The sequence below is a fragment of the Streptomyces sp. NPDC048290 genome, from assembly GCF_040652095.1.
Lineage (GTDB): Bacteria > Actinomycetota > Actinomycetes > Streptomycetales > Streptomycetaceae > Streptomyces.
The window spans coordinates 66,868-89,307 of sequence record NZ_JBEZLM010000015.1 but is presented as its reverse complement, the minus strand read 5'-3'; the positions used below and the strand labels follow the sequence as shown (position 1 = coordinate 89,307).

The following is a 22,440-nucleotide window of genomic DNA, read 5'->3' as shown; positions in this document are numbered from 1 at the left end:
ACGGTGGGCGCTGCCGCCGGACCACGGCCAGTCGTCCAAGAATCAGGACTGGATGCCAGGAGGGCCCGGCTGCGGAGGGTCGCGACGGCGGGCGAGCAGGCGTCACCCAAGCAGAGGTGGTCGTGGGTCGACGGCCTCTTCCCGCGGCGGCGGGAGCGGGACGGCGTTCGGGGCCGCCGCCCCGGACGCCGAAGGCCTCCCGCCGACTCGGCGAGGCGCACTCTGTCGGGCGGGAGTCGGCGGTCCCGGAGGGGGACGGTCACGGCCGGGCAGGGCCGGGCGAGAGTCACCGTCCCGGGACGGGTCAGGGCCGCCGGGTGCTGCCGCCGAGTGAGGTCAGGCGGAGAAGTTCGGTGCGGACGCCAGGAGACCGATGAGCATGGCCGGGGCGCTGCCGGTGCGCTCGACCGTGAAGACCCCGCCACGACCGGGCCCACCAGGCGCCCCTACCGGCCGCGCTTCGGCCAGGCGGTGACCCGGTGATCGGCGGTCCATCCCTGGTCCCATGACGGCGCCGCTCAGCCGTCGATCCGATGCGTGGCCCAGAAGGAGCCCAGATCCACGCCGGTGGCCGCCTCCTGAGCGGCGGACTTGAAGGCGGACGTCGTGCTCACGCCGTAGCGGTGGGCGTGGACATAGCCGCGTAGCAGGCGTGTCATGGCGTCGGCGCCGATCGTCCGGCGCAGGTCGTGCAGGGCGCAGGCGCCGTAGCCGTAGACGACGTCCTCGTACCGGTCCGGGTGGGCGTCCCAGTACGCCATGCCGTTGGTGATCCGCTCCTGTGGTGTCGACCACTTCACGGCGCTCCAGCAGTCCGTGCCGTCGCGGCCGAGGGCGCGTTCCGTGGCGTATTCGGCGAAGGACTCGTCCAGCCAGGGCTGGTGGTACTGATCGTCGCCGACGATGCCGTACCACCACTGGTGCGCGATCTCGTGGACGAGGGCGGAGGTCTTGACCCGGTTCAGGACGAACCCCGGGTACTCCATGCCGCTGAACCAGAGGTCGTTGTCCAGGACGACGTCGAGTTCGGTGTAGGGGTAGGCGCCGAACGCGTGGGCGTGGGTGTCCATCGCGGACCCGGCGGCGGCGAGCATGTCTTGGGCGTCGGGCGGGGTGATACCGGCCGTGCTGTGGATGGTGATGGTGACCCCGGACGCGGAGACCTGGGACATGCTGGTGAACGGGCCCGCGGACCAGGCGAAGTCACGTACCGCGTGGGACGTCGATGTGGTGACGGTCCGTCCGGGGGTCCCCGGGGTGTGGGTCGCGGTGCCGGTGGCGGGGACCTCGATGGTGGACGGGTGGTCGAGCCGTACGGTGAAGTCGGCGGCCAGGGTGTAGAAGGACTCCCCGGTGTCGGTGAACGGGGGGAGATGCCATCCGGCGCCGTCCCGTACCGCGAGGACCGGCAGGGCGTTGCCGAAGTGGCTGTACGCCCCGAACCGCCCGAATCGCCCGGCGTTGCCGGTGAGGTCGGGGGCCCGCAGGGTGAGGTGGAAGCCGATCGTGTGGCGTTCGCCGGGACCGAGCGGGGTCGGGAGGGCGAGGCGCAATGCCGTGCAATCCACCCGGTGCCCGGCCTCGGTCGCGCCGGTGAGGCGTGTCACGGTGACTGCGGGCATCGAGCAGCCCCCAGGGGCGTTGCCCCACAGTCTGAGGTAGATCTCGTGGAGCGGCTCCCGCGCGGCATTGGTGAAGCTCACCCACTCGTGTCCGGACCATCGGCCGCCCGAGGCGTCAGCGGTGAGGTCGACCGTGTACGTCGCCGAGGCTGGTGTCCGGGCCTGACCTGGGTCCTGGTCGGTTCCGGGGGGCGCGCCGCCCGTCATCGTGGCGAGCAGCGCTAAGCACCCGAGAAGGGCGGCCAGGAGCCGGGCTGGCCTGCTCAAGCGGGCTTGCCCGCAGAGGGCACCGGAGCCTGGTGCGGGAGGTCCGGGCCTCCCTGCGAACGGCCGCTGTCGCTCTCCCGCTGGCGTCGGACCGCGAGGTCCACCGCCCGGTCGACGGCGGGCAGACAGGCGGCCATGTCCGTGTGGACCACGTACTCCACCGAGGCGACCGTGTGCAGGCCCTGGACCAGGAAGGTGTACTCCCGGTCCGGCTCCAGCAGCAGGACGATCGGCTTGCCGAAGGCGCTGGCCCAGCCGATCTCGATATGGGTGCCCGGCGAGGCCGGGTGGCCGGGCAGGGCCACGAAGACATCGGCCTTGCGGATCTCGTCCTGATCGAGTTTGGTGCATTGCTCGGGCCGCATCAGTTCCGCCCCCCACGCCTCGCGGCGATGGGCGTTGTGCACGGCGAGTCCCTGCGCCTCGAAGTGCTTGATCAGGACGTCGAACGGGCCCCGGGCAGCGGCCGGCATCTCTCCGGTCTCCGGGTCCAGGAGCTGGATGAACGGGCCTGCGACGAAGACCGACCGGATGCCCGGGTCCGGGCGGGAGCCGGGGGAGTCGAGGGGTGAGGTGAGGGTCATCGGAGTACCTCCTCAGAAGTGGTGGTGCGCGGTGTCGGGTGGCGGGGGACCGAAGGAACGCGGCGGGTCAGTCCTTGAGGAAGCACTGGATGAAAGCGTCGCCGGTGGTGCCGCCGTGGGTGTACTCGGTGGTGTCGTACGCGGTGAAGGGGTGACGCTCGACGCGGATGCGGCGGAAGTGCGGGAGGTACTGCCAGCGCAGCTCCGGCTTGGTGGAGAAGAACGGGATGAAGACGCCCCCGGTGCGCAGTACCCGGACGACCTCCGGCATGACCCGGGCCCACAGCTCGGAGTCCGTCCAGACCTCCAGGTCGAGGGCCGGGTCGAAGAAGATCCCGTCGAGGCTCTCCGACGGCAGCTCGAAGATCCGCTCGAAGAAGTCGCCGCGTTCGACGGTGAGGTTGTCGGGCAGGTGGGGGTGGCGGGCCCGGAAGAGGTCCTCGACCTCGTCGAAGAGTTCCAGCACCGTGTGGCTGCGGGTGGCCGGGTTCCCGGCGATACGCAGTGCGGACAGGCCGAGGCCGAGGCCGACCTCGTAGAAGTCCGTGCCGTACTCGCACAGCATGTCGGCGCTGGCCCACATCAGGTCGCGCTCCCAGGCCTGCATGGCCTGCTCGCCGCCGATGCTGAGAGTCACCTCGCCGTCCTCCTCGATCAGTTCGATCGCCGGCTTGGCTGGCTGCGCGATGTTCTGGGTTTCCATGGTCTGCTCCCTACGGGGGTGTGGACGGCTGGAGTGTCTTGGAGGGGTGGTCGGTCAGGTGGTGCGGGGCAGGACACCGAAGTGGCGGCGGGCCGTGGACACGGCGAGATCCTGGACGGCGAACACCGTGAAGTAGTACGCCTGCGGCGCGGTGCCCGGCGCGCACCGCACGCGGAACGTGACATCCTCCGCCCGCCCGCCGGGGAGGCGGCGCCGGATGGTGGCCGGTTCCACGGCGGTGTCCTCGCGGAGATAGGTCGGTACGAACAGTCCCAGGCGGACGGGGCCCGTGCGGGCCGCGGTCACCCTGGCCCGCACCTCCAGTACCCCGCCCTGCTCGACCATGTCAGGGGCGTACGCGAGCAGGGCGGGGGCCTCCGGGACGCGGAACGTGACATCGCCGCACCGCATACAGACGGCGCACGTGGTGTCCAGGATGTGCGGGAGCAGGCCGCGCCGGGTGAACTCCTGCGCGGGACGCCCGCAGTGACAGGTGACCTCCCCCACCCGGTGGTCCAGGGTGCTGCGGTCGCCGAAGTGCGCGGGATAGTTCATCAGCTCGGTCTCGGGGTCGGCCGCGACCTGCTCGGCGATGACATGGTCGAGGGACTGGAGGTCCGCGGTGAGCGAGGCCCGGATCTGCTCGGGTGACTGGTCGGCGAGTTGGGTGGGCCTGGCCACCCACAGGTCGACCTTGCGGGCCAGTTTCGTCAGCCGGGGCCGCAGCGGGTGGTTGTGCGGCAGCAGGTCCGAGGCGAGGTAGGCGGTGAGCCGGGTGCCCACGGTCAGCAGCAGCGGGTCGGGGCGGTGGTCCGCCGGAGCGGGCGGCGCCGGGGTGTCCTCCGGTGCCTCCGGCAGTCCGAAGCGCATGAACGCCGGATAGGGGTGCGAACCCGCCAGGCTGGCGTTGAGGGTGTCGACCGAGTCCGCGCCGACGAGGGCGCCGTGCATCCAGGCGACGTTCTCCGGCCGGTCGGAGTCATGCACCGACACCGCCGAGACGACCGTACGGGCCGGGCCGTCGAGGGCGTTCAGCAGCAGCTGGTACTTCGGGTCGTACAGCGCGAGGTCCGCGAGCGGGCCGCTGTTGCAGGCGCTGAGCACCAGTTCCACGGCCTCCACCTGGTGGAGCGGGACCAGCTTGTCCTCCGGCTTGTAACAGGGCAGCCCGTACGCGCAGCGCGGTCCGAGGAGTCCGGGCGTGGCCGGGGCCGAGGGGCTGAGACCGCACAGGGTGAACTCGCCGAGGTTGACGCTGTCGTCCTTGCCGTGTCCCTGGAAGCCCACCCGCAGCCACCGGGTGTTGAGGATCTCCGCCTGGATGTCCGCGCGTTCGAAGTCCCGGTCGTCGAAGACCTGCACACCGGGCAGCCGGGGCGGCCGGTCGGTGTCCGTGAACAGGCCCAGCGCGTCGACGTCCAGGGCGGGCCGTGCGTACTGTTTGGCGACGTTCCAGCAGACCGAGGCGCCGTCACGCCCACTGAGCAGCGTCAGCGCCTGCCGGGGGCCGCGATAGGTCGCCATCAGCAGGGCACGTACGGGGTCCAGGGTGAGCCGGTCGTAACAGCCGACGACCAGCAGCGAACCGCCGTGCCGGGCCCGGAACGCAGCCATGTCGCCGAGCTCCTCCTCGTCCGCCCAGGTCCGGGCGAACGGACGGGCCAGCTCCGCGAGCCCCGCCGGGAGGTCCGCCCGGCCGAGGACGATGCCGACGTCCAGGGGGTGCGGCCGGCGCAGGCCGCCGTAGAGCCGTCCGGCGCGTTCGACGCTCTCCGTCAGATCGGCGCGGTCCTCGGTCGGGACCGGCACCGGAAGGTGCTCCGGGAATGCCAGGAACTCCTGGACAGCTCGGGCGAAGTCCTGCCGGGCGACCGGACGGAACAGGGGGGCCGGGTCGGACGGCCGGTCGGCACGCTGCTCGGTGAGCGCGGCGTTCATGGTGGACCACCTCGTGTTGCCCGCGTCGGGGCGCGGGGGAAGGGGGCAGGGGACAGGGAGGGAGGGAAGGGGGAAGGGGGCGGGTGCGGAGGGCCCCGGGCCGCGGCCACGGTCGTCATACCGCCGACTTCACCTTCGGCGCCGCCCGCCGGGTCAGCAGCCCCCGGCAGACCAAGGCCACCGAGGCGGCGGCCAGGGCGGTCCCGGTCGCCACCGCGAACACCGTCCGGGGCCCGAACGGGTCCATCAGCAGCCCCCCGGCCTGCTGGCCCACCGCGTCACCCAGGACGGTGGCCAGCGACGCCCAGGTGAACGCCTCCGCCATCGAGGGTCCCTCGGCGATACCGCTGACCAGGCTCATCTCGGTCGCGGAGACCAGGGCGATGGGTGCGCTGCCCACCGCGAGGGCCAGCGCGAGGCTCACCTCGGAGCCCGCGAGCAGCGTCAGCGCGGTGCCTGCGGCGTAGACCAGCAGCAGACGGGGCAGGCGCACCTGCGGGGCCACCTCGGACTGGGATCTGCCGAGCCAGAGGGCGCCCAGCGCGCTGCCGATGCCCCAGCAGGCGTACACCACGCCGGTGGCGCCCGCGGTGCCGTGCTGGTCGACGAACGCCGGGATCGCCAGGGTCAGCAGGCCGATGGGCACCGCGGAGACGGCCATGATGACGGTCAGCGCCAGCAGTGCGGGGTCCCGCAGCGGACCCAGCGGATGGCGCGGCCCGTCCGGTGCCGTCGGCGTGTCCTCGGTGCCGGTCGGCAGCCGGGTGAAGGCGAGCCCGAGCGTGCCCAGGCCGCCCACCGCCGCGATCACGGTCACCGCCAGACCCGCCGAGCCGGCCAGCATCAGCGCCGCCAGCATCAGCGGCGCCCCGATCACCAGGACCTCGGTGAGCAGCGCCTCCCACAGGTAGGCCGTCTCGCGTTCGTCGTCCCGCAGCGGCAGCCGCGCCCACAGTGCGCGCATACAGGCGTTCGCGGGGGGCAGCGCCACGCCCGCGACGACCGCCGCCGCGGGCTGCGCCCAGCCTCCCGGGTGGGTGGCCCACACCAGGACGGCGAGCGCCGCCGGATATGTGAGGGCGGTCGCGGTCAGCACCATCGAGCGGCCGTCGCGGTCGAGACGGCGGGCGATCAGCGGGCTGCCCAGGGCCATCCCGAGGGTGTACAGCGCGGCGACCAGACCGGCCTGGGCGTAGCTGCCGCCCTGCTCACGGACGGTCAGGACCAGGGCGAGCGACATGAGATAGACCGGCAGCCGGGAGACGACGCTCCACCAGGCCGCCCCGGCCACCCGGGGACGCGTGAGGAGGTCGAGGAAGCGACGGGGCAGGCCGCTGGTCACGTGGGGGTCTCCGTTCGACGGCCGCGCGGGGTGGCCGGGGTGGGGGCTGGGCTGGTGTGTGGGTGCTCGGCGTGAGTGGTGGTGCGGGCGGGTGGTCCGGGTGGTGGCCGGGGTGGGGTGCTGGGCTGGTGTGCGGGTGTTCGGCGTGAGTGGTGGTGCGGGCGGGTGGTCCGGATGCCGGGCTGGAGTATGGGTGCTCCGGCGCGGGTCGTGGTGCGGGCAGGTGGTTCGCGCGGCGGTCGGGGTCGGGGTCGGGTGCCGGGCTGGTGTGCGGGCGCTCGGCACGAGCGGTGGCCGGGTCGGATGCCAGGCCGATAAGCGGGTGCCCGCCACGAGTGGTGGTCCGGCCAGCGGATCCGGGTGGCCATCAGGTCGGGACGGCATGGGCCTCCTGCGCCACCACCTCGATCGTGAAACGGTCGAGCACCTCACGCATCCGGCTCTCCACCTCCCCGACCGAGGCTCCCACGACATGGACGTACCCCGAGGCGTTGTGCGAGGCCCGGCGTGCCGCCACCGTGTCACCCGCGCCGGTCTTGAGGACCGCGTCGATGACCCCGGGCATTCCCAGGAGTTCGTCGCGGGAGGTGATCCGGCGGACCAGCCCCGTCCCGGGCAGCGGCAGCAGGAGATCACCGGCGCAGCGGCGCTCCCGGTACTCCAGGTCGGGGCGTTGGCCGAGGTAGACATCGAGGGTCGCGCCGAACACGTCGAAGCCGTACGCGTGGCCGTGGTTGGCGGGGATCTCGCAGCCCGCGAGCCGTACGCCGATCTCACCGGCGTACACCTCGCCGTCGATCAGGAAGAACTCCATGTGGAGGTAGCCGTGGTCGACACCGAACCCTGTGACGATGGTCTGGACGAGTGCCCGTAGGTCGACCGGTGGGCCCTCGCCGGTGCCGACGCTGATGTTGGCGTTCATCGCGCCGTCCACGATGTCCAGCGGACGGCACGGCATGGCGCTCGGCCAGGCGTCGAGGACCGTGCCGCCGAGGACGATCGCGCAGACCTCCCACTCGGTGCCGCCGAGATACGCCTCCACCATCCAGTCCCGGGCCGTGAGATCGAGCCCGGCGAGGTCGCCCGGCCCGTCGAGCCGGTAGGTGTCCACGCAGGCGAAGGAGTCCACCGGCTTGAGCACCAGCGGCCAGCCGTGCCGTGCGGCGAACCGCTCGATCTCCGTGCCCGACCGTACGCGGGTGAACTCCGCTGTGCGCAGGCCCAGTTCGCGGAAGCGGGTCTTCATGACGGCCTTGTCCCGGACCAGGGCCACCTGCCGCTCGGTCAGATGCGGCAGTCCGGCCAGCCCGGCGAACCGCTGGGCGACGGCCTGCCGTGGTTCCGACGGGTTGCAGAACCTGGTCGGCACCACCGGCAGCCCGGCCACCCAGTCCCGGTACCGCAGGGCCTCCTCGGCCACCGTGGCGCCCTCGCGCACCCAGAAGGCGGGCAGGTGCCCGGTCTCCCGCAGATAGTCCTCCGGCAGGTCGTCGCGGGCGTCGGCGAACCGCAGCAGGACCAGCCGCCCGGCCAGCTCACGTACCGCGTGGCGGGTGAACGACGACGGCCGGTCGTCGACCATCAACAGCACCTCGGCGCCGCTCACACCGCCTCCAGCACCCGGCGGATCGCCTTGGCCGCGACGACCTGCTCCTCCTCGGGGAGTTCCGGGGACAGCGGCACGCACAGCGTGCGCTCCAGCAGGTCCCTGGTCCGGGCGAAGCCGTCGCGGCTGAGGGTGAGGGACCCCTCGGGGGCGTGGTTCCAGGGGAAGCCGTCGCGGTAGAGCGAGCGGCGGCCGGTGAACACCGGATGTTCGGGCAGCAGATACTTGCCCAGTGTCCAGTTCGCGATGCCGGACGCGGTGAGCGCGGCCACCGAGGCGTCCCGCAGTTCCCTGCTCTCGCACCGGAAGCGCAGACTGACCTTCACCTCTCCGGCGGCCCGGGGCCGCACCTGAAGATCGGGCCGTCCGGGCAGGTCGGCCATCGCGATCGCGTACATCCGCTCCAGTCCGGCGAGCAGTTCGTCGAGATGGCGGAACTGCTGGCACTGGACGGCCGCGACCTGCTCGCTGGTGACGAAGTTCTCCCCGAAGTGGGCGTCGTCGTTCCACGTCGGATAGTGGCCGGGCACCCGCGCCGAGCCGTGGTCGTGGTAGCGGCGCATGGTCGCCCAGGCGCCGTCGTCGCCGGTGACCACGAGCCCGCCCTCGCCCGAGGTGAGCACCTTGTTGTGGTGGAAGCTGAACGTCCCGGCGTAGCCCGCCGTCCCGATGTGCCGCCCGTCAGGGAAGCGCGCCCCGAGTGACTGCGCGCAGTCCTCGATCAGATAGGGCACGCCCTCCGGCAGCGGTGCCACGGAGCCTTCCATATGGGCGGTGATGACCCGGCGGGCGTCGGCCGGAAGCAGCGTCGGGTCCATGGAGAGCGACTCGTCGGCGTCCACCAGCACCGGGATCAGACCGCACGACAGCACCGCTCCGGCCACCGCGACGAACGTCACCGCCGGGATGTGCACCAGGTCGCCGACGGCCGGACGGGTGGAGATCAGCGCCAGCCGCAGCGCCTCCGTGCCGTTGTGCACGGCCAGGGCATGGCCCGCGCCGAGCCGTCCGGCCACGGTCCGTTCCAGGCGCGAGGCCATGCTCTCGGTCTCGGTCTGGTACCGGAACAGGACCTGCTGCTCGATCACCTCCCGCAGTTCCGACATGTCGGACCAGTCGAGGTAGTTGGCCCCGTACGGCAGGAAGCGCTGCCCGAGCCGCTTGTCGAGGGTGCTCATCGGCTGTCCGCCTCCGTGATCGGCTGGCTCTCCCCGCCGACGACCATCTCCTCGCCCCGGTAGTTGCGCAGCAGCAGACCGTCGGAGGTGGGGGTGTAGGAGGGCCGCGCGATCGGGATCTTGCCGATCCTGGTGGTCAGGACGTACTGGGGGACACCGAATCCGGTGATGTGGCCCTGGAGCCCGTCCATGATCTCCCAGCCCTTCTCCACCGACGTCATGAAGTGCGAGACCCCGGTGACGTTGTCGCAGTGGTACAGGTAGTACGGCCGGACCCTGATCCGCAGCAGCTCGGTCATCAGGGTGCGCATCGTGGGGACGTCGTCGTTGATCCCGCGCAGCAGTACCGTCTGGTTGCCGACCGGGATGCCGTGTCGCAGCAGCCGGTCCACGGCCGCCGACGCCTCCGGGGTGATCTCCTTGGGATGATTGAAGTGGGTGTTCAGCCACACCGGGTGGTAGCGGGCCAGCATCGAGCAGAGATCCTCGGTGATGCGCTGCGGCAGCAGCACGGGGAACCTGCTGCCGATCCGGATGATCTCCACACTGGGGATCGCCCGCAGCCCGGCGACGATCTCCTCCAGCTTGCCGTCCTGGTACGACAGCGGATCGCCGCCGGTCAGCAGCACGTCCCGGATCTCGGGATGGTCGGCGATGTACCGCAGATCCTCATCGAAGGAACCGCCCTCGTCGTCCCGGAAGTAGGTGCCGTCGACGTCGGTGGTGTGGAACTTGCGTGTGCAGTGCCGGCAGTAGACGGGGCACGCCTCGGTGATCAGCATGATCACGCGGTCCGGGTACTTGTGCACCACCCGGTTGGTCCTGCGGTAGTAGGTGTCCCCGACCGGGTCGACCTCGGCCCCGGGGAACTCCGCCAGCTCCCCGAGCGCGGGCACCGCCTGCTGGCGCACCGGGCAGGTCGGGTCGTCCGGGTCCATCAGGGAGGCGTAGTACGGGGTGACACTCCAGCGGTACTTGCCCGCCACCCCGGCGATGGCCTCCTCCTCGTCGGCGCTGAGATTGATCCACTGCCGCGCCTTCTCGACATTGGTGACACGACGGCGCATGTGCCAGCGCCAGTCGTCCCAGTCGGTCTCGGAGACCCTGGGACGGATCAGTTGAGGGCGGGCGGCGGGTTCGGATTCGTGGAGGGTGTCGGACATGGCGGCTCCTGCACGGCGCGGACGACGTGGGGTGAGGTGGCCGGACCCGGCGGGGCCGGAACGGCGGGCTGGTGAGGCGGCGTGAACGGGCGCGACTAAGGCGCGGCGGGCGGCCCGGCGGGTCTCACAGGGGCGCCAGGGCGAGTTGACGGAGGGTACGGGCGACCCGCTGCGCACCGCGCAGGTCGTCCAGAGCGGAATCGAGCAGATGCCACGGACCGGCCGCGAGCGGGGGCGACCACAGCGCCGGATCACCGGGATCGTCGACCGAAGGCAACGGCAGTACCTCGGCGACCTGTGCGGCGAGGGTCCTCTGGGCGGGCCCCAGAGGCGGCAGCAGCGCCAGCGGGGCCCGCCGTGCCTGCGCCAGGGCCAGGGCCCCGAGCACCGGCGAGGCGAGGAACACGTCCGCGCCGGCATGGAGGGCGTCCGTGTCGGCGTCGGCGGCCCGGACCACCCGGACCCCCTGACGCCCCGCCAGCGCGGACCGTACGAGGCCGAGCCCGGTGTCGGCGACCACGGTGCAGCTCCCGGTACGGCGCAGCGAGGCGTCGGCCAACTCCCGCAGCGCCCCGGACGTGAACGCCCCCGCCTCGTCCGCCGGGACACGCCACAGGGACAGCAGCACGAGGGTGCCCGCGCGGGCCGGGCTCCGGCCCGCGCGCCGCGGCGCGAGGACCCCGGTGGGCCGCGCGCCCCGGGACGGGGACCCCGGCAGCCACCCCGGCCGGTGCGTCCGTACGAGCGCACGCCCCGTAGGCGTCTCCTCGGCGGACGGGGCGTCGGAGCCCGAGCGCAGGTGCACCACCGGCACGCCCAGCGCCAGGAGCCGTTCCGTGGCCGCCGAGTCGTCGCAGATCAGGGCTGCCGCCGGGGGCGGCTCCAGGTCGGAGCAGCCGGTCCGGCGCAGGTCGCCGAGGTGGGCGGCGACCCGGGCGAGGGCGAGGACCGAGTCCAACTGGTCCTCACGGGCGCTCAGCAGCACACGCGGGCCGGGGGCGACACCACGGTCCGGCGGGGTCGCGGCCGTCCCGGCCGGGTTCAGTAGTGCCATGCCCCCACCGCCCCGAGCCGGGCCACGTCGTCGCTGTACCCGGCGGCGGTCGTGGAGCACCCGTTGCACACCTCGGGGCCGCGCTCGCGGAAGTAGTCGGCGTGCGCCCGGAACACCGGGGTGTCCAGCCGGATCACGCCCCGCTCCCGCAGGGGTGCCCCACCTGGCCCGTCGTCGCCCTCCCGGTGCGGGATGCAACTGCACGCGTACATCCGCCCGTACTTGCCGTCCACATAGATGACGTCGTCGGCGACATGGCACAGCGGCTCGGCGGCACGCGGTGTGACCGAGCCGTCGAAGAACAGCGTCTGCTCCTGCGGTGTGTCCCCGTAGAAGCGCTTGCCCATGGGGACCAGCAGGGCCGCCGGATCGGCGTCGTAGATCGGGTCGCAGACCGCGCGGACCTGGGCGGCGTCGGGGTAGGTGATCGACCGGTCGAGCTTGAGCGCGGACAGTTCCCACTGCCGTACGCCCGCCCGGGTCAGTACCTCCTGGAGGCGGGGCATCTCGGTGTAGTTGTGCGGGCCCACCACGGTGTTGACCCTCGGCAGGACACCGAGCGCGGCGGCATCCCGCAGGCCCCGCAGCCCGCTGTCGAACATGCCCGGCGAACGCCGGTAGACATCATGGGTGGCGCCCGAGGAGCCGTCCAGGCTGACGATCACCTGCGCCAGACCCGCCTCGGCCAGGGGGGCGGCCATGCGCGGCAGGAGTGAGCCGTTGGTGATGAGGGACATCCTCATCCCGGCCGCAGCGCCGATCCGCACCAGTTCCACCACGTCGGGGTGCATCAGCGGCTCGCCCCCGGTGAACCGGATGTAACCCACTCCGGCGTCCCTGGCCTTCGGCACCAGATCCTCGAAGTCCTCCAGGGAGAAACGGAACGTGTCGCGGGAGAGCGCGAACTCGCACATGAAGCAGTCGGCGTTGCAGGCTTCCAGGATTCTGATGAAGAGGTAGCGAGCGCGTGTACCCACGGGGCGGTGACCTTCCAGGCGACTCACGGGACGGAGGGGACGGTACGGGGGGAACGCGGCCGGGTGGCTTCGGCGCCGACCGCGACGCCCGGCCCGGCACGGCCGGACGGGACCGGAGCGCGGGCGCCCGCGCCGAGGACGTCGAGCAGCGCGTCGGCTACCTGGGCGGCACCACCGGTACCCACCGCGGTGGCGAGCGCGTCCCAGCATGTGACCTCGGCGGACCGGCGCAGGGCGTCCAGGAGGCCGTCCCGCAGGGCGCGGCCGACGTCCTTCCGGTCCTCGCCGCGCGCCGCCGCGCCGATCGCGCCGTAGATCCGCTCCAGAGCGTGGTCCTCGCCCTGTGCGCGCAGCGTCAGCGCCTCGTCCTCGACGAGCACGTCCTCGGGCCACAGCACCCGCAGCCGGGTCCCGAGCGCCTGGCTGTGAAAGCGGCCGTTGAAGATCTGGCTGAGGTTCTGCGGCGGCAGACAGACGGTGGGGACGTTCATGCTGCCCGCTTCGAGCAGCGTGGTCAGACCGGGCGAGGTGACCAGGACGTCGCAGGCGTCCAGTCGGTCCAGGAACGCGCTGTGTCCGAGCGGGCCGGCGGTCGTGCGCGGTGGGGCGACGGACGTGTCGAGGAGCCTGGCCGCCAGGTCGGCGGGCAGATTGCCCGCGATGTGCGCCTCCTCGATCCCATGGGCGGCGAGGGCCTCCAGGACGGCCGGGACGACGAGGAGCGGGTAGTCCTCAGGACGGGCGAGCCGCGGCGCCCGCAGACCGCCCAGGTTGACCAGCGCCGTGCGGTACGGCCGGCCCGCGTCCCGCCGGGCCCCGCGCCTCGGCGCCGGTGTGCGGGGGCGGGCGATGACCGCCTCGACCCAGCGCAGCCCCTGTGCGTCGGACAGCACGGCCCTGCATTCCGGTGGCAGTTCGACGCACTTCTGCGCGCAGTACACCGTCGCGTCCAGTGGCAGTGCGGGCCGGTCGCCCTCGGACCACAGGAAGGGCAGGCTGTCGACGAACACCGTGGGGACGCCCGCGGCCAGCAGCGCCTGTGCGGCGGCGCCGTCCAGGACCACCACGGCGGCTCGCACTCCCTGCGTCCGCACGCACTCCTCGACCGCGGGGAGCAACCGGCCGGGATCGTCCGGCAGGTCGTACCAGTCGTCCACCGCGTGCTCGGTGAGCAGCGGCCGACCCAGTTCCGATGCCATTCCGATGAACCGCGGCACGGGTGCTGTCCGGTCACGCAGCGCGGAGAGCACCGCGCTCAGTTTTCCCGAACTTCCCCATCCGAATTCCGCTCCGACGACCGCGACGGTGGCGTGATCTAATCGTGTGACCGGGGCCGCGGATTCTTGGGCAGGAAGAGACATTGTCGGCTGACTCCCGCGTTTTCCTGGAGAGGTGGCACACCTGGAAGGGAGGGGAGGAGGAATGGACGAGCAGCGCACGCAACCGGATTCCCGCAGGTGCTCAGCCGCCCCAGGGAGATCCTGTGACCCTTCCCCGAGATTTCTTCGGGCACAACGCTGACAGGAGATCGGTGCAGGGCGCAAGGAGTCGGCGCGGCATCGAAACGGGTGAGTGAATAGCACGATCATGCGTATGGCGTATCAGCCGATGAGCGATGATAAGGAATTGGTCGCAGGGCCGGAAATACGCCAAGAGGGCCGCCGGAATGGAAAGGGTCCTCCCTATGTCCGGCCCTTGGCGTGTGCCTCATGGGCTGCCTCGAAGCCACCTCCCTCGGTCACGTTCTGCCTGACGGCCGCGCACTGTTCCACGATGTCTCCTTCCGGGTGACGGCAGACCAGCCCTGCTCCGGGCCCGGCCGAACTGCTGCTGCTGGACGAGCCGGACAACGATCTGGACGTCCCGGGCCTCCCGCTGCCACGCGGCCCAGAGGCGACTGGGCGAAGTCCGAGGAGGCCGGACCACCCCCCCCCGCGCCCCCGCGACGGTAGAAGGTCGCACCGGACCTCCGCGGTGGCCGGACAGGTAAGAGCGCGATCACCTGCCGCGACCGCGAACTCAGTGGCCTGATGCGCCGTTCGGCCTTGAGGTGTTCTTCGGCGACCGGATGTGCGTGCTCGGCTCGAACGGGTCTGGAAAGAGCCACTTTTGCGCCTGCTCCACGAGATCGCCACCGACTCGGCCACGACGGTGGCGCACACCGGTGAGTGCCGCCGCGAGGGGGACCGCCCGGGGCTGGACAGGTCGGGCAGGCCGCCGCTGCTCGCCCCTCGATGCAAGACGCCCCTCTCGGCTGAGCGTCATCGCCAGAGCCCCGCTGTCATCGCGTGTATGGGACCAATCCGCAGCTCGCGTGGTACCGGATTACACAGGGCTGTTCCGCCCCGCCGCGCCCATGGGAGAGCCGTTGTGAAGGAATCTGTATATATCGGCAGTAATCCTGCTGCCCAACCCGATCTGCAACAGCTGGTCCACGAGGTGGCGCTGGGTGACAAGGAGGCTTTCGCCGCGGTCTATGACGCCGTGGCCGACTTCGTCCTCGGGGTCGTACGGGCCGTTCTGCGTGATCAGGCGCAGTCCGAGGAGGTGGCGCAGGAGGTGCTGGTGGAAGTGTGGCGGACAGCCCCCCGCTACCGGCCCGAGCGCGGCACGGCCATCAACTGGATTCTCACCCTCGCCCACCGGCGCGCCGTGGACCGAGTCCGCTCCGTGGAGGCCGCGGCCGCCCGTGACACCAAGGCCGCGCTGCTGGAGCACCAGCCGGCTTACGACGAAGTGACCGAACAGGTCGAGACCCGGCTGGAGCGGGAGCAGGTGAGACGCTGCCTGCGCACCCTGACCGAACTGCAACGCCAGTCAGTCACGCTCGCCTACTACCGCGGGCTGACCTACCGGGAGGTCGCCGAAGCGCTGTCGCTGCCGCTGGGCACGGTGAAGACCCGGCTGCGTGACGGACTCATCCGGCTCCGCGACTGCCTTGGGGTGACCGTATGACCACGACCGATCTGCACGCTCTGACCGGTGCCTACGCCGTGCACGCGCTGGACGCCGAGGAACGTGCCGCCTTCGAGCGTCACCTGGCCGAGTGTGACGCCTGCCGGCAGGAGACCGCCGAGTTCACCGCCACCGCGGGGCGTCTGGCCCAGGCTTCCATGGTACGCACGCGCCCCGTCATGCGGGAGGAGGTGATGCAGCGCATCACGACCGTGCGGCAGGTGCCACCTGGTGGCGCGCCGCTGGATCGGGGACGCCGCGGCGCGCAGCGGGGACGGGGTCTGGCCCGATGGGCCCTGGCTGCCAGTGTGGCCGCCGCTGCCGCGTTCGGGGGGACCGCCGTGTGGCAGTACGAGCGCGCTCAGGACGCTGCACGCGATGCGGCCCGGGAGCAGCGGCACGTCGAGGGCCTGGCCGGAGTGCTGGCCGCGCCGGATGCCGAGTCGCGTTGGGTGAAGGTGGCGGGCGGCGCGGGCACGCTGGTGGTTTCCGCCGGCCGGAACCGAGCGGTGTTCGTCGCCTCGGGGCTTGCCGCGCCTCCGCAGGGCAAGGTGTACCAGCTGTGGTTCGCCGACGGCGGCCGGATGCGCTCGGCCGGCCTGATGGACCCCGACCGTGGCAGCCAGGCCGTTCTGATGCAGGGTGCGGTCGACGACGCCTCCGGGGTCGGCATCACCGTGGAGCCGGCCGGTGGATCGAAGCAGCCGACCTCGACGCCGGTCGCCCTGCTCGGTGTGCCGGCATGAGGGTCCGCGTGGGGTACCACGCCCGGCGGGCGCAGCACCCCACGCGGCTGTTGGCCTCGGAGTGCCGGCCGGGGGAAGGAGCCGCTGGTGCGGGCTGCGCGAGTAGCCCACCCGAGGGGGTCGGTTACGTGCTGTTCCGGGAGTTGCTTCCCGCTACCTGGTGATCAGCAGAACGCTCATCACCAGCGGTGAGCTGACGGACACGGCGGCGGCCTGCCACCTGCCGTCGCAGGCGAGGCGTCGCCGACGGCCTCGAAGCGCAGACCGCCGGAGCGAGAGCCCGGACGGCCATGCTGGCGAAGGGCAGGGCGGACGGTGGCCGGGGTGGGTACTGGGCGGCCTGCACCGGCAGCGACACCGACCCCACCTGGGCTCCCGGAGCAGGAAGATCATTCGCACGGCGTAGAGGTTCCGGTTTCCCCGCGCGCGAGCCTGTATCGCCGCACAGCGCGGATCCTCACCGTGGCCGCGGTCCCGCGGGGAGATGTGCACCGCGAGCCGCGGCCCCACATGACAGTCAGGCCTGGAGGCGCGGTGGTCACACCACCTCGCCCCCGGAGCGGCGGAGGCCTCTGCCCCGCTGCGGCAGCCGTCCTCATGGAACCCCCAGCCGTGGCAGGCGCCCGCCAACGCGGTGACGGTCCGTCTTCAGCGAGGGCAGCCGGCGCTGGGCGGCATCCGACCAAGGTGTGTAGTCGGGATGTTCGGAGATCATGCGGGCCAGCACCCGGGCGGGGTCTACGCGGTTCTGGCCGCCCATGGTGACGACATAGGTATGGGGGGCGTCCAGGCGTGGCGGCCGGTTCATGTCATGGCTCACCCGCACCCGGCCGGCACCGGCCCGGCAGCCGGGCATCGGACATGGTGGGTGCGGGCGTCGGGCGCGGTCAGGTCGTGGATGGGCGTGGCCGCCGAGCCGGTCGTCGGCGTTGGAGAGGGTGACAGGGTGGGCGCGGGCCGGGATGTGTGCCGCAGTCAGTCCTGCCACTCCGCTGCCGATGACGGCCGTACGGCGCGGGCTTCGCGCGCTCGCGCTCCGCGTGTTCAGCGTCGCATCGGACGGTCTGTTCATGGTCTTGCCCTTCTCCCCGGACGGGTGGACGGCACGCTCAGGGGGCTGGTTGGCAGGCCACAGAGGTCTGCCAACCAGCCCCCTGACGAGGGGCAGCCGTCAGGCCCTGCCGGTCGGGCAGCAGGCGGACGCCCCGGTGGAAGGACGCGTGCCGCCCGAGTCGCTCCCGTCAGGGCGACCGGGCAGGCGTGCGTCTCGGCTCGCGGTGGTGTCAGCTCGTGGGCATCAGGACGGTGTCGATGATGTAGACGTTGGCGTTGGCGGTCTCGACGTTGCCGCAGACGACCTTGGCGGAGTCGTTGACGGTGTAGGACTCGTCCGAGCCGGCCGTCGTGACCTTCGTCTTCTCCAGGGTGTCGAAGGAGCCGTTCTCCAGGTCCTTCGGGGTGAGCCGCTCGCCGACGACGTGGTAGGTGAGGATCTTCGTCAGCTGGGCCTTGTCGTTCAGGACTGTGTCCAGGGTGGCCTTCGGGATCTTGTTGAAGGCGTCGTTGGTCGGCGCGAACACGGTGATGTTCTGAGCGTTGTTGAGGGTGTCGACCAAGCCGGCCTTCTTCACCGCGGTCACCAAGGTGGACAGGGCCGGGTTGTTGGAGGCGGCCGTGGCGACCGGGTCCTTGGCCATGCCGTCGAAGGAACCGGCGCCGTTCTCCGGCACGGCGGAACAGGCCGGACCGAACGGCTGGTCCATGCCGCTCGCGTTGCCGCCCGAGCCGCCGGCCATGTCGTCGCTGCTCTTGGTGGCCGGAGCCGACGCCTTGTTCGAGGAGTCGGACGTGCCCGAGTCACCGCTGCCGCTGGAGCAGGCGGTCAGGGCCAGGGGCAGCACCGTGGCGGTGGCGAGGAGTCCGGCGATACGGCGGATACGGGTGTTCATCATGATCTCCTGTAGAGAGGTGCAGCGTGATGTGGCTGCGTCGGGGTGTTGCAGAGAGGTGGTTCAGGGGAGGGGACGGGCCCCTTGTGGTGCTGGTCAGTCGACGGTCACGACCACGGAGTGCCATCCGCTGGCGCCGTCGGGGATGGTGCGAGTGCGTGTGCCGGTCTGCACAGCGCCGGTGCGGTCGGTGGCGCGGACGGTGAGGGTGTGGCCGCCCTTGGTGGCCTGCCAGGGAAGCGACCACTGGCGCCAGGTGTCGCGCGTGTCCTCGGCGGCTAGATCGGCTTCCTGCCAGGGGCCGTCGTCGATGCGGACCTCGACCGTGTCGATGCCCCGGTGCTGGGCCCAGGCGACCCCGGCGATCATCACCGTGCCGGCCTCGGGCCGGGCGAACGGCTTGGGGGTGTCGATCCGCGAGCCGGTCTTGATCGGGGCCCTGCGGGCCCAGCCGCGTTTGACCCAGTAGGGGTCGTAGGAGTCGAACGTGGTGAGCTCGATGTCCTTGATCCACTTGCAGGCGGAGACAAATCCATACAGGCCTGGGACGACCATCCGGACCGGGAAGCCGTGGTCGAAGGGCAGCGGCTCGCCGTTCATGCCGAGAGCCAGCATGGCGTCGCGGCCGTCCATGAGGTCCTCGACCGGGCTTCCGATCGTCATGCCGTCCACGGATCGGGACACCAACTGATCCGCCGTACCTCCCTGGGACGGTGGTGTGACTCCGCATTCGGCGAGCAGGCCGGCCAGCCGTACGCCGACCCAGCGGGCATTGCCCACATACGGCCCTCCGACCTCGTTGGAGACACAGGTCAGGGTGATGTCCCGTTCGATCAGCTCCCTGCCCAGCAGGTCCTCGAACGAGTAGACGCCCGGACGGCGTACGCCCTCGCCGTGGATACGCAGACGCCAGGCAGTGGCGTCCACCTTGGGCACCACCAGCGCCGTGTCCACCCGGTAGAAATCCCGGTTGGGGGTGACGAAGGGGCTGATTCCAGCGATCCGCAGTCCGGCCCTCTGGGGGACCGGTCGCGCCGGTGACCCGGGAGACGGCAGCACGACCCTCTTGCGGGAGGCGATCGCGTCCTCGCCGCGCGAGGCGTTCAGGGACCGGCCGACCGCGCCCACCGCAGCAGAGGCCGCTGCCGCGGACGCGGCCGCGAGGACGAATCCCCGCCGGTCCCAGCCTGTGGGTGAAGACAGCCCGTCTCCCGTTTCGCCCGTCGCAGCGGCGGAAGGCGACGCTGCCGGTCGCCGCGCCGCAGTCAGGCGGCCCGCCAACACGTACAGCAGCAGCGCTCCGGTAACGGCTCCCGCGACGGACGGGAATGCGTCGGCAACCCTGGTCGAATCGGGGCGGCTCACCGCGGCCGCCGCGCCCACGGTCCCGAAGAGCAGGACCCCGCCGCCTCCGACCCGCCGAAACCGCACCGCCAGCGCACCCAGCACCAGGGCCAGCAGGGCCAGCACGGCCAGGATGCCGAGTTGCAGCACGAGCTTGTCGTGGCTGCCGAAGTGGCGGATCGCCCAGTCCTTGACCGCAGCGGGTGTAGCGTCGACGGACGCCCCGCCCACCGCGATGACCGGGCTGGACTGCGGACGCACCGCTGCCGCGACGAGTTCGGCCACCGCCAGCGACGCGAAGCCGGCCAGCACCCCGCTCAGGGCACCCAGCGCGACACGCGGCCACCCTGGCCGTACTCGCTGATCCTTCTCTTCATCCCTCACGGGGGGAATCCGGTTCTGCCCGCGGGACGGATTGGTCCTGGACCTGATCAGGTGAGAAAGGACCGCTGACCAATCCGGTACGGGTTCCGCCACGGATTACCCAGTTGAGTGCTCGCGCACATCGCCTGACCCACTCCGCCCGCGAGCGCACGTCTTGTCCTGCTCGGAGGCGTCTGTGCGGGACTGTGGGCACCCTAGGCGCAACTCGCCGTGCCGGTACCTGCCACGACACATGCCGCGGTGCCGGCGGGTGTTCGGACAGGCATCGCCGAAGCCCCGCGTCAGCAAGCCGATCACGTCGACCCTGTCGCCGCGGGCCGTGGCCGGGACACCGACCGGAGTCCGCATGACGTCAGCACGCTCCGGAGAGCCGACCGCAAGCCTGCACGCCGCTGTCCTGGCCGGAGCCGACGAGCACGGTCAGTTCGGCGGTGATCTCGTCGGCCGGCTCCAGCGGGCGCAGCGGGTGCGGCGTGGTGGGGCCGCATCCGCGATCACCGCCGCGTCGTTCGCATCGGTCTTCGCCTCGCCCGGATACAGATCGGTGATCCGGCGGATGCCAGCCCGGACAGGTGGGCGACCTGGGGTGAGGGGAGGGCGCCGATGGAGGCAGGCTGGTCCACGATGACCGGGACGGGGCCGAACTGCGCGGTCAGCTTGTCGAGGCCGACTCGAAGTCTCGGCTCGCTGCCGGGCAGTCGCTTGTGGGGGGACCTTCTTCCCGGGCGGAGTGAGCCCGTGACGGGTGCACTTGCCGACGTCCAGGCCGGTGAACACCCCCGCGTCTTCGGTGTCGAACACCGCCCCTTTACAGGGGTGTTGAGCGTGCGGGCCTCGTCGTCGGTGTCGTACTGGCGCATCCACGTGATGCGGATCTGTCATCCGCGTCCCGTCCGGCATCGTGCCGGACGGGACGCGGCCGGACCTCTGATCACCGTTCCCGACGGCATCTCCCGGGTCCGGTGACACCACCCCCCAGGTCATCTGTCCGACAGGGGGACATAGTCATGCCGGGCCCGGAGGCCAACCGTCCCGTTGCGGAGCCGTGAAGAGCGCAACGGTGACCGGTGGATGCCGGTCGCTTGGGCGCGGTCTTCCGAATGTCGGAGAGCGATGGGTCTCGGGCGTGGCTTCTGCGTGGGCCGGTGTCGCGGTTCGCGGGGGCCGTGCGGCGGTCAGCGTTCGAGGAGGGCGATGCGGATGCCTCGTTCGACGTGGGCTGCGGTGTTGGCGTGCCCTGCGGCGTTGGGGTGGACCAGGGTGATGTGTTTGCCGATGGGACCGCAGTTCAGGAGGGTGCCGGGGAGGCTGGCGGGCCAGTAGTCGGCGGCGTCGCCGCAGATTCCCTCGATCCATTTGGTACCTGCGGGCTGGCAGGCGTCGTGACCCACGCTGGAGGAGTACACGTTGATGTAGCGGTCGCCGAAGAACGACGTGACCCGCTGGATCGTGTTGTTGAGCGGGACGAGTACTTCGTCGCGCAGCCAGTCGATGTCGGCGTGGGTGATCGGGCCGAGTTCAGTGAGGGAAGCGCGGTTGCAGGCGCTGGCCTCCTGCGGCAGGACGGCCGGGTAGCCGACCGTGAGGACCTTGGCGTTGGGCGCGGCCTGGTGCACCCTTGCCAGCATCTCGATGTACTCGTCCTGGACCCGGGCGAGTTTGTCCTGGATGCTCTCCTCGCCCTCGGGCGGGTTGGTGTAGTAGTCACGACAGGACTTGCCGGCTACGCCCTGTTCGAGGCACTTGAGGAGCATGCCGCCGAAGGGCAGGCTGTTGCCGCCGACGCCGATGGTGACGACATCGGTCTGGTTGCCGAGATCGGCCCGCTGGATCTGCGGGTCCACCGCGGGCCATCCGTCGGCGGGAGGCTGGACGGGACTGATCGGTGTCTGCCTGGCCGTGGCGATGTCCGCGATGGTGGCGTTGCCGCAGCTGACGTTGGTCAGCTGGACCGGCCTGCCGGGCGGGAACTCGGCGAGCTCCCGGTCGACGACGTCGGGGTAGGCGTTGGTGGTGCGGTCGCAGCCGTCGCGCGAGGGATCGCCGAGTGCGGGCTGCGGGTCTCCGACGAAACCGCCGGCGGTGTAGGAGTCGCCCAGGGCGGCCCACTCGTACTGATCAGCCGCACCTGCGGAGCCCGGGGGCACGAGCGCGGACGCCGCGAGCGCGAGCCCCACGGCCAGTAGGCGCGTTCGCAGGCGGGAGACGGGGTGTCGCATGAATCCTCCAGGATCGGCGGAACAGGACCCGGGGCCGGAGCACCCCGGGCCGAAAGCACCTCGTCCAAGATCATCCATACCCCGGGCCGCTGCCACCGAGGAACTGGAGGGACAGTCCCCGATCGAGCTAAATGATCAGATCGTCGTGGCGCCGCCTGCCGGGCACCCGCAGGTTCGTCGAAGAGGGCCTCGCAGACGAGTGGGCGGCGTTGGCGGATGAGTTGAAGCGGGCGCGCCCAGCGGAAGGCGGCGAGCCTCGCGTGCGGGGGTGCGGGGGTGCGGGGGTGCGGGGGTGCGGGGGTGCGGGGGTGCGGGCGCGCGGGGTGCAGGCGTGCAGGCGTGCAGGTGGGCAGGCGGGCGTACGGATATGCGCGCGTGAGGCCGATGGGCCGCGCCTTCGCGCCCGTGA

Annotated in this window: 18 protein-coding genes and 4 pseudogenes; 4 read left to right on the top strand and 18 right to left on the bottom strand. The window is 71.6% G+C overall.

The genetic code is table 11. The features are described 5' to 3' along the window. Window positions 1-518: 518 nt before the first annotated feature. The 11 genes from AB0D49_RS25400 to AB0D49_RS25350 all read right to left on the bottom strand — a co-directional run bounded on the left by AB0D49_RS25400 (window position 519) and on the right by AB0D49_RS25350 (window position 13,795). Window positions 519-1,703 (bottom strand): M1 family metallopeptidase, encoded by a 1,185-nt coding sequence (locus AB0D49_RS25400; RefSeq protein WP_362761364.1) that lies wholly within the window; start codon window positions 1,701-1,703, stop codon window positions 519-521. 182 nt (window positions 1,704-1,885) lie between these two features. After that, window positions 1,886-2,473: a nucleoside 2-deoxyribosyltransferase gene (locus tag AB0D49_RS25395; RefSeq protein WP_362761362.1), complete on the bottom strand. Its 588-nt coding sequence runs from the start codon at window positions 2,471-2,473 to the stop codon at window positions 1,886-1,888. Between the two features lie 67 nt (window positions 2,474-2,540). After that, window positions 2,541-3,176, bottom strand: a complete 636-nt coding sequence (locus AB0D49_RS25390; RefSeq protein WP_362761360.1) for a class I SAM-dependent methyltransferase — start codon at window positions 3,174-3,176, stop codon at window positions 2,541-2,543. A gap of 54 nt (window positions 3,177-3,230) precedes the next feature. After that, entirely contained in the window at window positions 3,231-5,114 is a 1,884-nt protein-coding gene (locus AB0D49_RS25385; protein ID WP_362761358.1) for a hypothetical protein, read from the bottom strand. Between the two features lie 115 nt (window positions 5,115-5,229). After that, a complete protein-coding gene (locus AB0D49_RS25380; RefSeq protein ID WP_362761356.1) occupies window positions 5,230-6,456 on the bottom strand; it encodes an MFS transporter in 1,227 nt (408 codons plus the stop codon). Between the two features lie 367 nt (window positions 6,457-6,823). Further along, window positions 6,824-8,062: an ATP-dependent carboxylate-amine ligase gene (locus AB0D49_RS25375; protein WP_362761354.1), complete on the bottom strand. Its 1,239-nt coding sequence runs from the start codon at window positions 8,060-8,062 to the stop codon at window positions 6,824-6,826. Then, window positions 8,059-9,240 (bottom strand): DegT/DnrJ/EryC1/StrS family aminotransferase, encoded by a 1,182-nt coding sequence (locus tag AB0D49_RS25370; protein ID WP_362761352.1) that lies wholly within the window; start codon window positions 9,238-9,240, stop codon window positions 8,059-8,061. The genes AB0D49_RS25375 and AB0D49_RS25370 overlap by 4 nt, the downstream gene beginning before the upstream one ends. Next, window positions 9,237-10,403, bottom strand: a complete 1,167-nt coding sequence (gene blsG / locus AB0D49_RS25365) for an arginine 2,3-aminomutase (RefSeq protein WP_362761350.1) — start codon at window positions 10,401-10,403, stop codon at window positions 9,237-9,239. The genes AB0D49_RS25370 and blsG overlap by 4 nt, the downstream gene beginning before the upstream one ends. Before the next feature lie 124 nt (window positions 10,404-10,527). After that, window positions 10,528-11,457: a CGA synthase-related protein gene (gene blsF, locus AB0D49_RS25360; RefSeq protein ID WP_362761348.1), complete on the bottom strand. Its 930-nt coding sequence runs from the start codon at window positions 11,455-11,457 to the stop codon at window positions 10,528-10,530. Next, the gene (gene blsE, locus AB0D49_RS25355) at window positions 11,445-12,434 is read right to left on the bottom strand and encodes a cytosylglucuronate decarboxylase (RefSeq protein WP_362761346.1); all 990 of its coding nucleotides are present in this window, start codon (window positions 12,432-12,434) and stop codon (window positions 11,445-11,447) included. The genes blsF and blsE overlap by 13 nt, the downstream gene beginning before the upstream one ends. Before the next feature lie 23 nt (window positions 12,435-12,457). Beyond that, a complete protein-coding gene (locus AB0D49_RS25350; RefSeq protein ID WP_362761344.1) occupies window positions 12,458-13,795 on the bottom strand; it encodes a hydroxymethylcytosylglucuronate/cytosylglucuronate synthase in 1,338 nt (445 codons plus the stop codon). A gap of 506 nt (window positions 13,796-14,301) precedes the next feature. Between AB0D49_RS25350 and AB0D49_RS25345 the strand changes: the two are divergent. The 3 genes and pseudogenes from AB0D49_RS25345 to AB0D49_RS25335 all read left to right on the top strand — a co-directional run. Next, a pseudogene (locus tag AB0D49_RS25345) lies at window positions 14,302-14,544 on the top strand (ABC transporter ATP-binding protein); the annotation flags it as partial. Window positions 14,545-14,804: 260 nt separating this feature from the next. Further along, on the top strand, window positions 14,805-15,389 hold the full coding sequence (locus AB0D49_RS25340; protein WP_362761342.1) for a sigma-70 family RNA polymerase sigma factor: 585 nt from the start codon (window positions 14,805-14,807) through the stop codon (window positions 15,387-15,389). Beyond that, on the top strand, window positions 15,386-16,135 hold the full coding sequence (locus tag AB0D49_RS25335) for an anti-sigma factor (protein ID WP_362761340.1): 750 nt from the start codon (window positions 15,386-15,388) through the stop codon (window positions 16,133-16,135). The genes AB0D49_RS25340 and AB0D49_RS25335 overlap by 4 nt, the downstream gene beginning before the upstream one ends. A gap of 543 nt (window positions 16,136-16,678) precedes the next feature. Here the strand turns inward: AB0D49_RS25335 and AB0D49_RS25330 are convergent. The 6 genes and pseudogenes from AB0D49_RS25330 to AB0D49_RS25305 form a co-directional block, all read right to left on the bottom strand. Further along, window positions 16,679-16,991, bottom strand: a pseudogene (locus tag AB0D49_RS25330) (amine oxidase); the annotation flags it as partial. A gap of 42 nt (window positions 16,992-17,033) precedes the next feature. Then, window positions 17,034-17,207 (bottom strand): annotated as a pseudogene (locus AB0D49_RS25325) (NAD(P)-binding protein); the annotation flags it as partial. A 211-nt stretch (window positions 17,208-17,418) separates the two neighbouring features. Then, window positions 17,419-18,084 carry a fasciclin domain-containing protein gene (locus AB0D49_RS25320; RefSeq protein ID WP_362761339.1) on the bottom strand — a complete coding sequence of 222 codons (666 nt, stop codon included), beginning with the start codon at window positions 18,082-18,084 and terminating at the stop codon, window positions 17,419-17,421. A 96-nt stretch (window positions 18,085-18,180) separates the two neighbouring features. Further along, window positions 18,181-19,812 (bottom strand): molybdopterin-dependent oxidoreductase, encoded by a 1,632-nt coding sequence (locus AB0D49_RS25315; protein WP_362761337.1) that lies wholly within the window; start codon window positions 19,810-19,812, stop codon window positions 18,181-18,183. Between the two features lie 96 nt (window positions 19,813-19,908). Further along, entirely contained in the window at window positions 19,909-20,160 is a 252-nt protein-coding gene (locus tag AB0D49_RS25310) for a chaplin family protein (RefSeq protein ID WP_362761335.1), read from the bottom strand. A 46-nt stretch (window positions 20,161-20,206) separates the two neighbouring features. Continuing rightward, window positions 20,207-20,613 (bottom strand): annotated as a pseudogene (locus tag AB0D49_RS25305) (transposase); the annotation flags it as partial. On the opposite strand from AB0D49_RS25305, the gene AB0D49_RS25300 reads away from it, so the two are divergent. Continuing rightward, a complete protein-coding gene (locus AB0D49_RS25300) occupies window positions 20,551-20,778 on the top strand; it encodes a hypothetical protein (protein WP_362761530.1) in 228 nt (75 codons plus the stop codon). The pseudogene AB0D49_RS25305 and the gene AB0D49_RS25300 sit on opposite strands and share 63 nt — an antisense overlap. A gap of 209 nt (window positions 20,779-20,987) precedes the next feature. Here AB0D49_RS25300 and AB0D49_RS25295 read toward each other — a convergent pair whose 3' ends face one another. Continuing rightward, window positions 20,988-22,031 (bottom strand): SGNH/GDSL hydrolase family protein, encoded by a 1,044-nt coding sequence (locus AB0D49_RS25295; RefSeq protein ID WP_362761333.1) that lies wholly within the window; start codon window positions 22,029-22,031, stop codon window positions 20,988-20,990. Between the last annotated feature and the right edge of the window lie 409 nt (window positions 22,032-22,440).

Bases quoted from the DNA above. Each gene is read 5' to 3' on its own strand.
- AB0D49_RS25395 (WP_362761362.1), bottom strand. From the start codon at position 2,473: ATGACCCTCACCTCACCCCTCGACTCCCCCGGCTCCCGCCCGGACCCG.
- AB0D49_RS25390 (WP_362761360.1), bottom strand. From the start codon at position 3,176: ATGGAAACCCAGAACATCGCGCAGCCAGCCAAGCCGGCGATCGAACTG.
- AB0D49_RS25385 (WP_362761358.1), bottom strand. From the start codon at position 5,114: ATGAACGCCGCGCTCACCGAGCAGCGTGCCGACCGGCCGTCCGACCCG.
- AB0D49_RS25370 (WP_362761352.1), bottom strand. From the start codon at position 9,240: ATGAGCACCCTCGACAAGCGGCTCGGGCAGCGCTTCCTGCCGTACGGG.
- blsG (WP_362761350.1), bottom strand. From the start codon at position 10,403: ATGTCCGACACCCTCCACGAATCCGAACCCGCCGCCCGCCCTCAACTG.
- blsF (WP_362761348.1), bottom strand. From the start codon at position 11,457: ATGGCACTACTGAACCCGGCCGGGACGGCCGCGACCCCGCCGGACCGT.
- AB0D49_RS25350 (WP_362761344.1), bottom strand. From the start codon at position 13,795: ATGTCTCTTCCTGCCCAAGAATCCGCGGCCCCGGTCACACGATTAGAT.
- AB0D49_RS25335 (WP_362761340.1), top strand. From the start codon at position 15,386: ATGACCACGACCGATCTGCACGCTCTGACCGGTGCCTACGCCGTGCAC.
- AB0D49_RS25320 (WP_362761339.1), bottom strand. From the start codon at position 18,084: ATGAACACCCGTATCCGCCGTATCGCCGGACTCCTCGCCACCGCCACG.
- AB0D49_RS25310 (WP_362761335.1), bottom strand. From the start codon at position 20,160: ATGCGGACTCCGGTCGGTGTCCCGGCCACGGCCCGCGGCGACAGGGTC.
- AB0D49_RS25295 (WP_362761333.1), bottom strand. From the start codon at position 22,031: ATGCGACACCCCGTCTCCCGCCTGCGAACGCGCCTACTGGCCGTGGGG.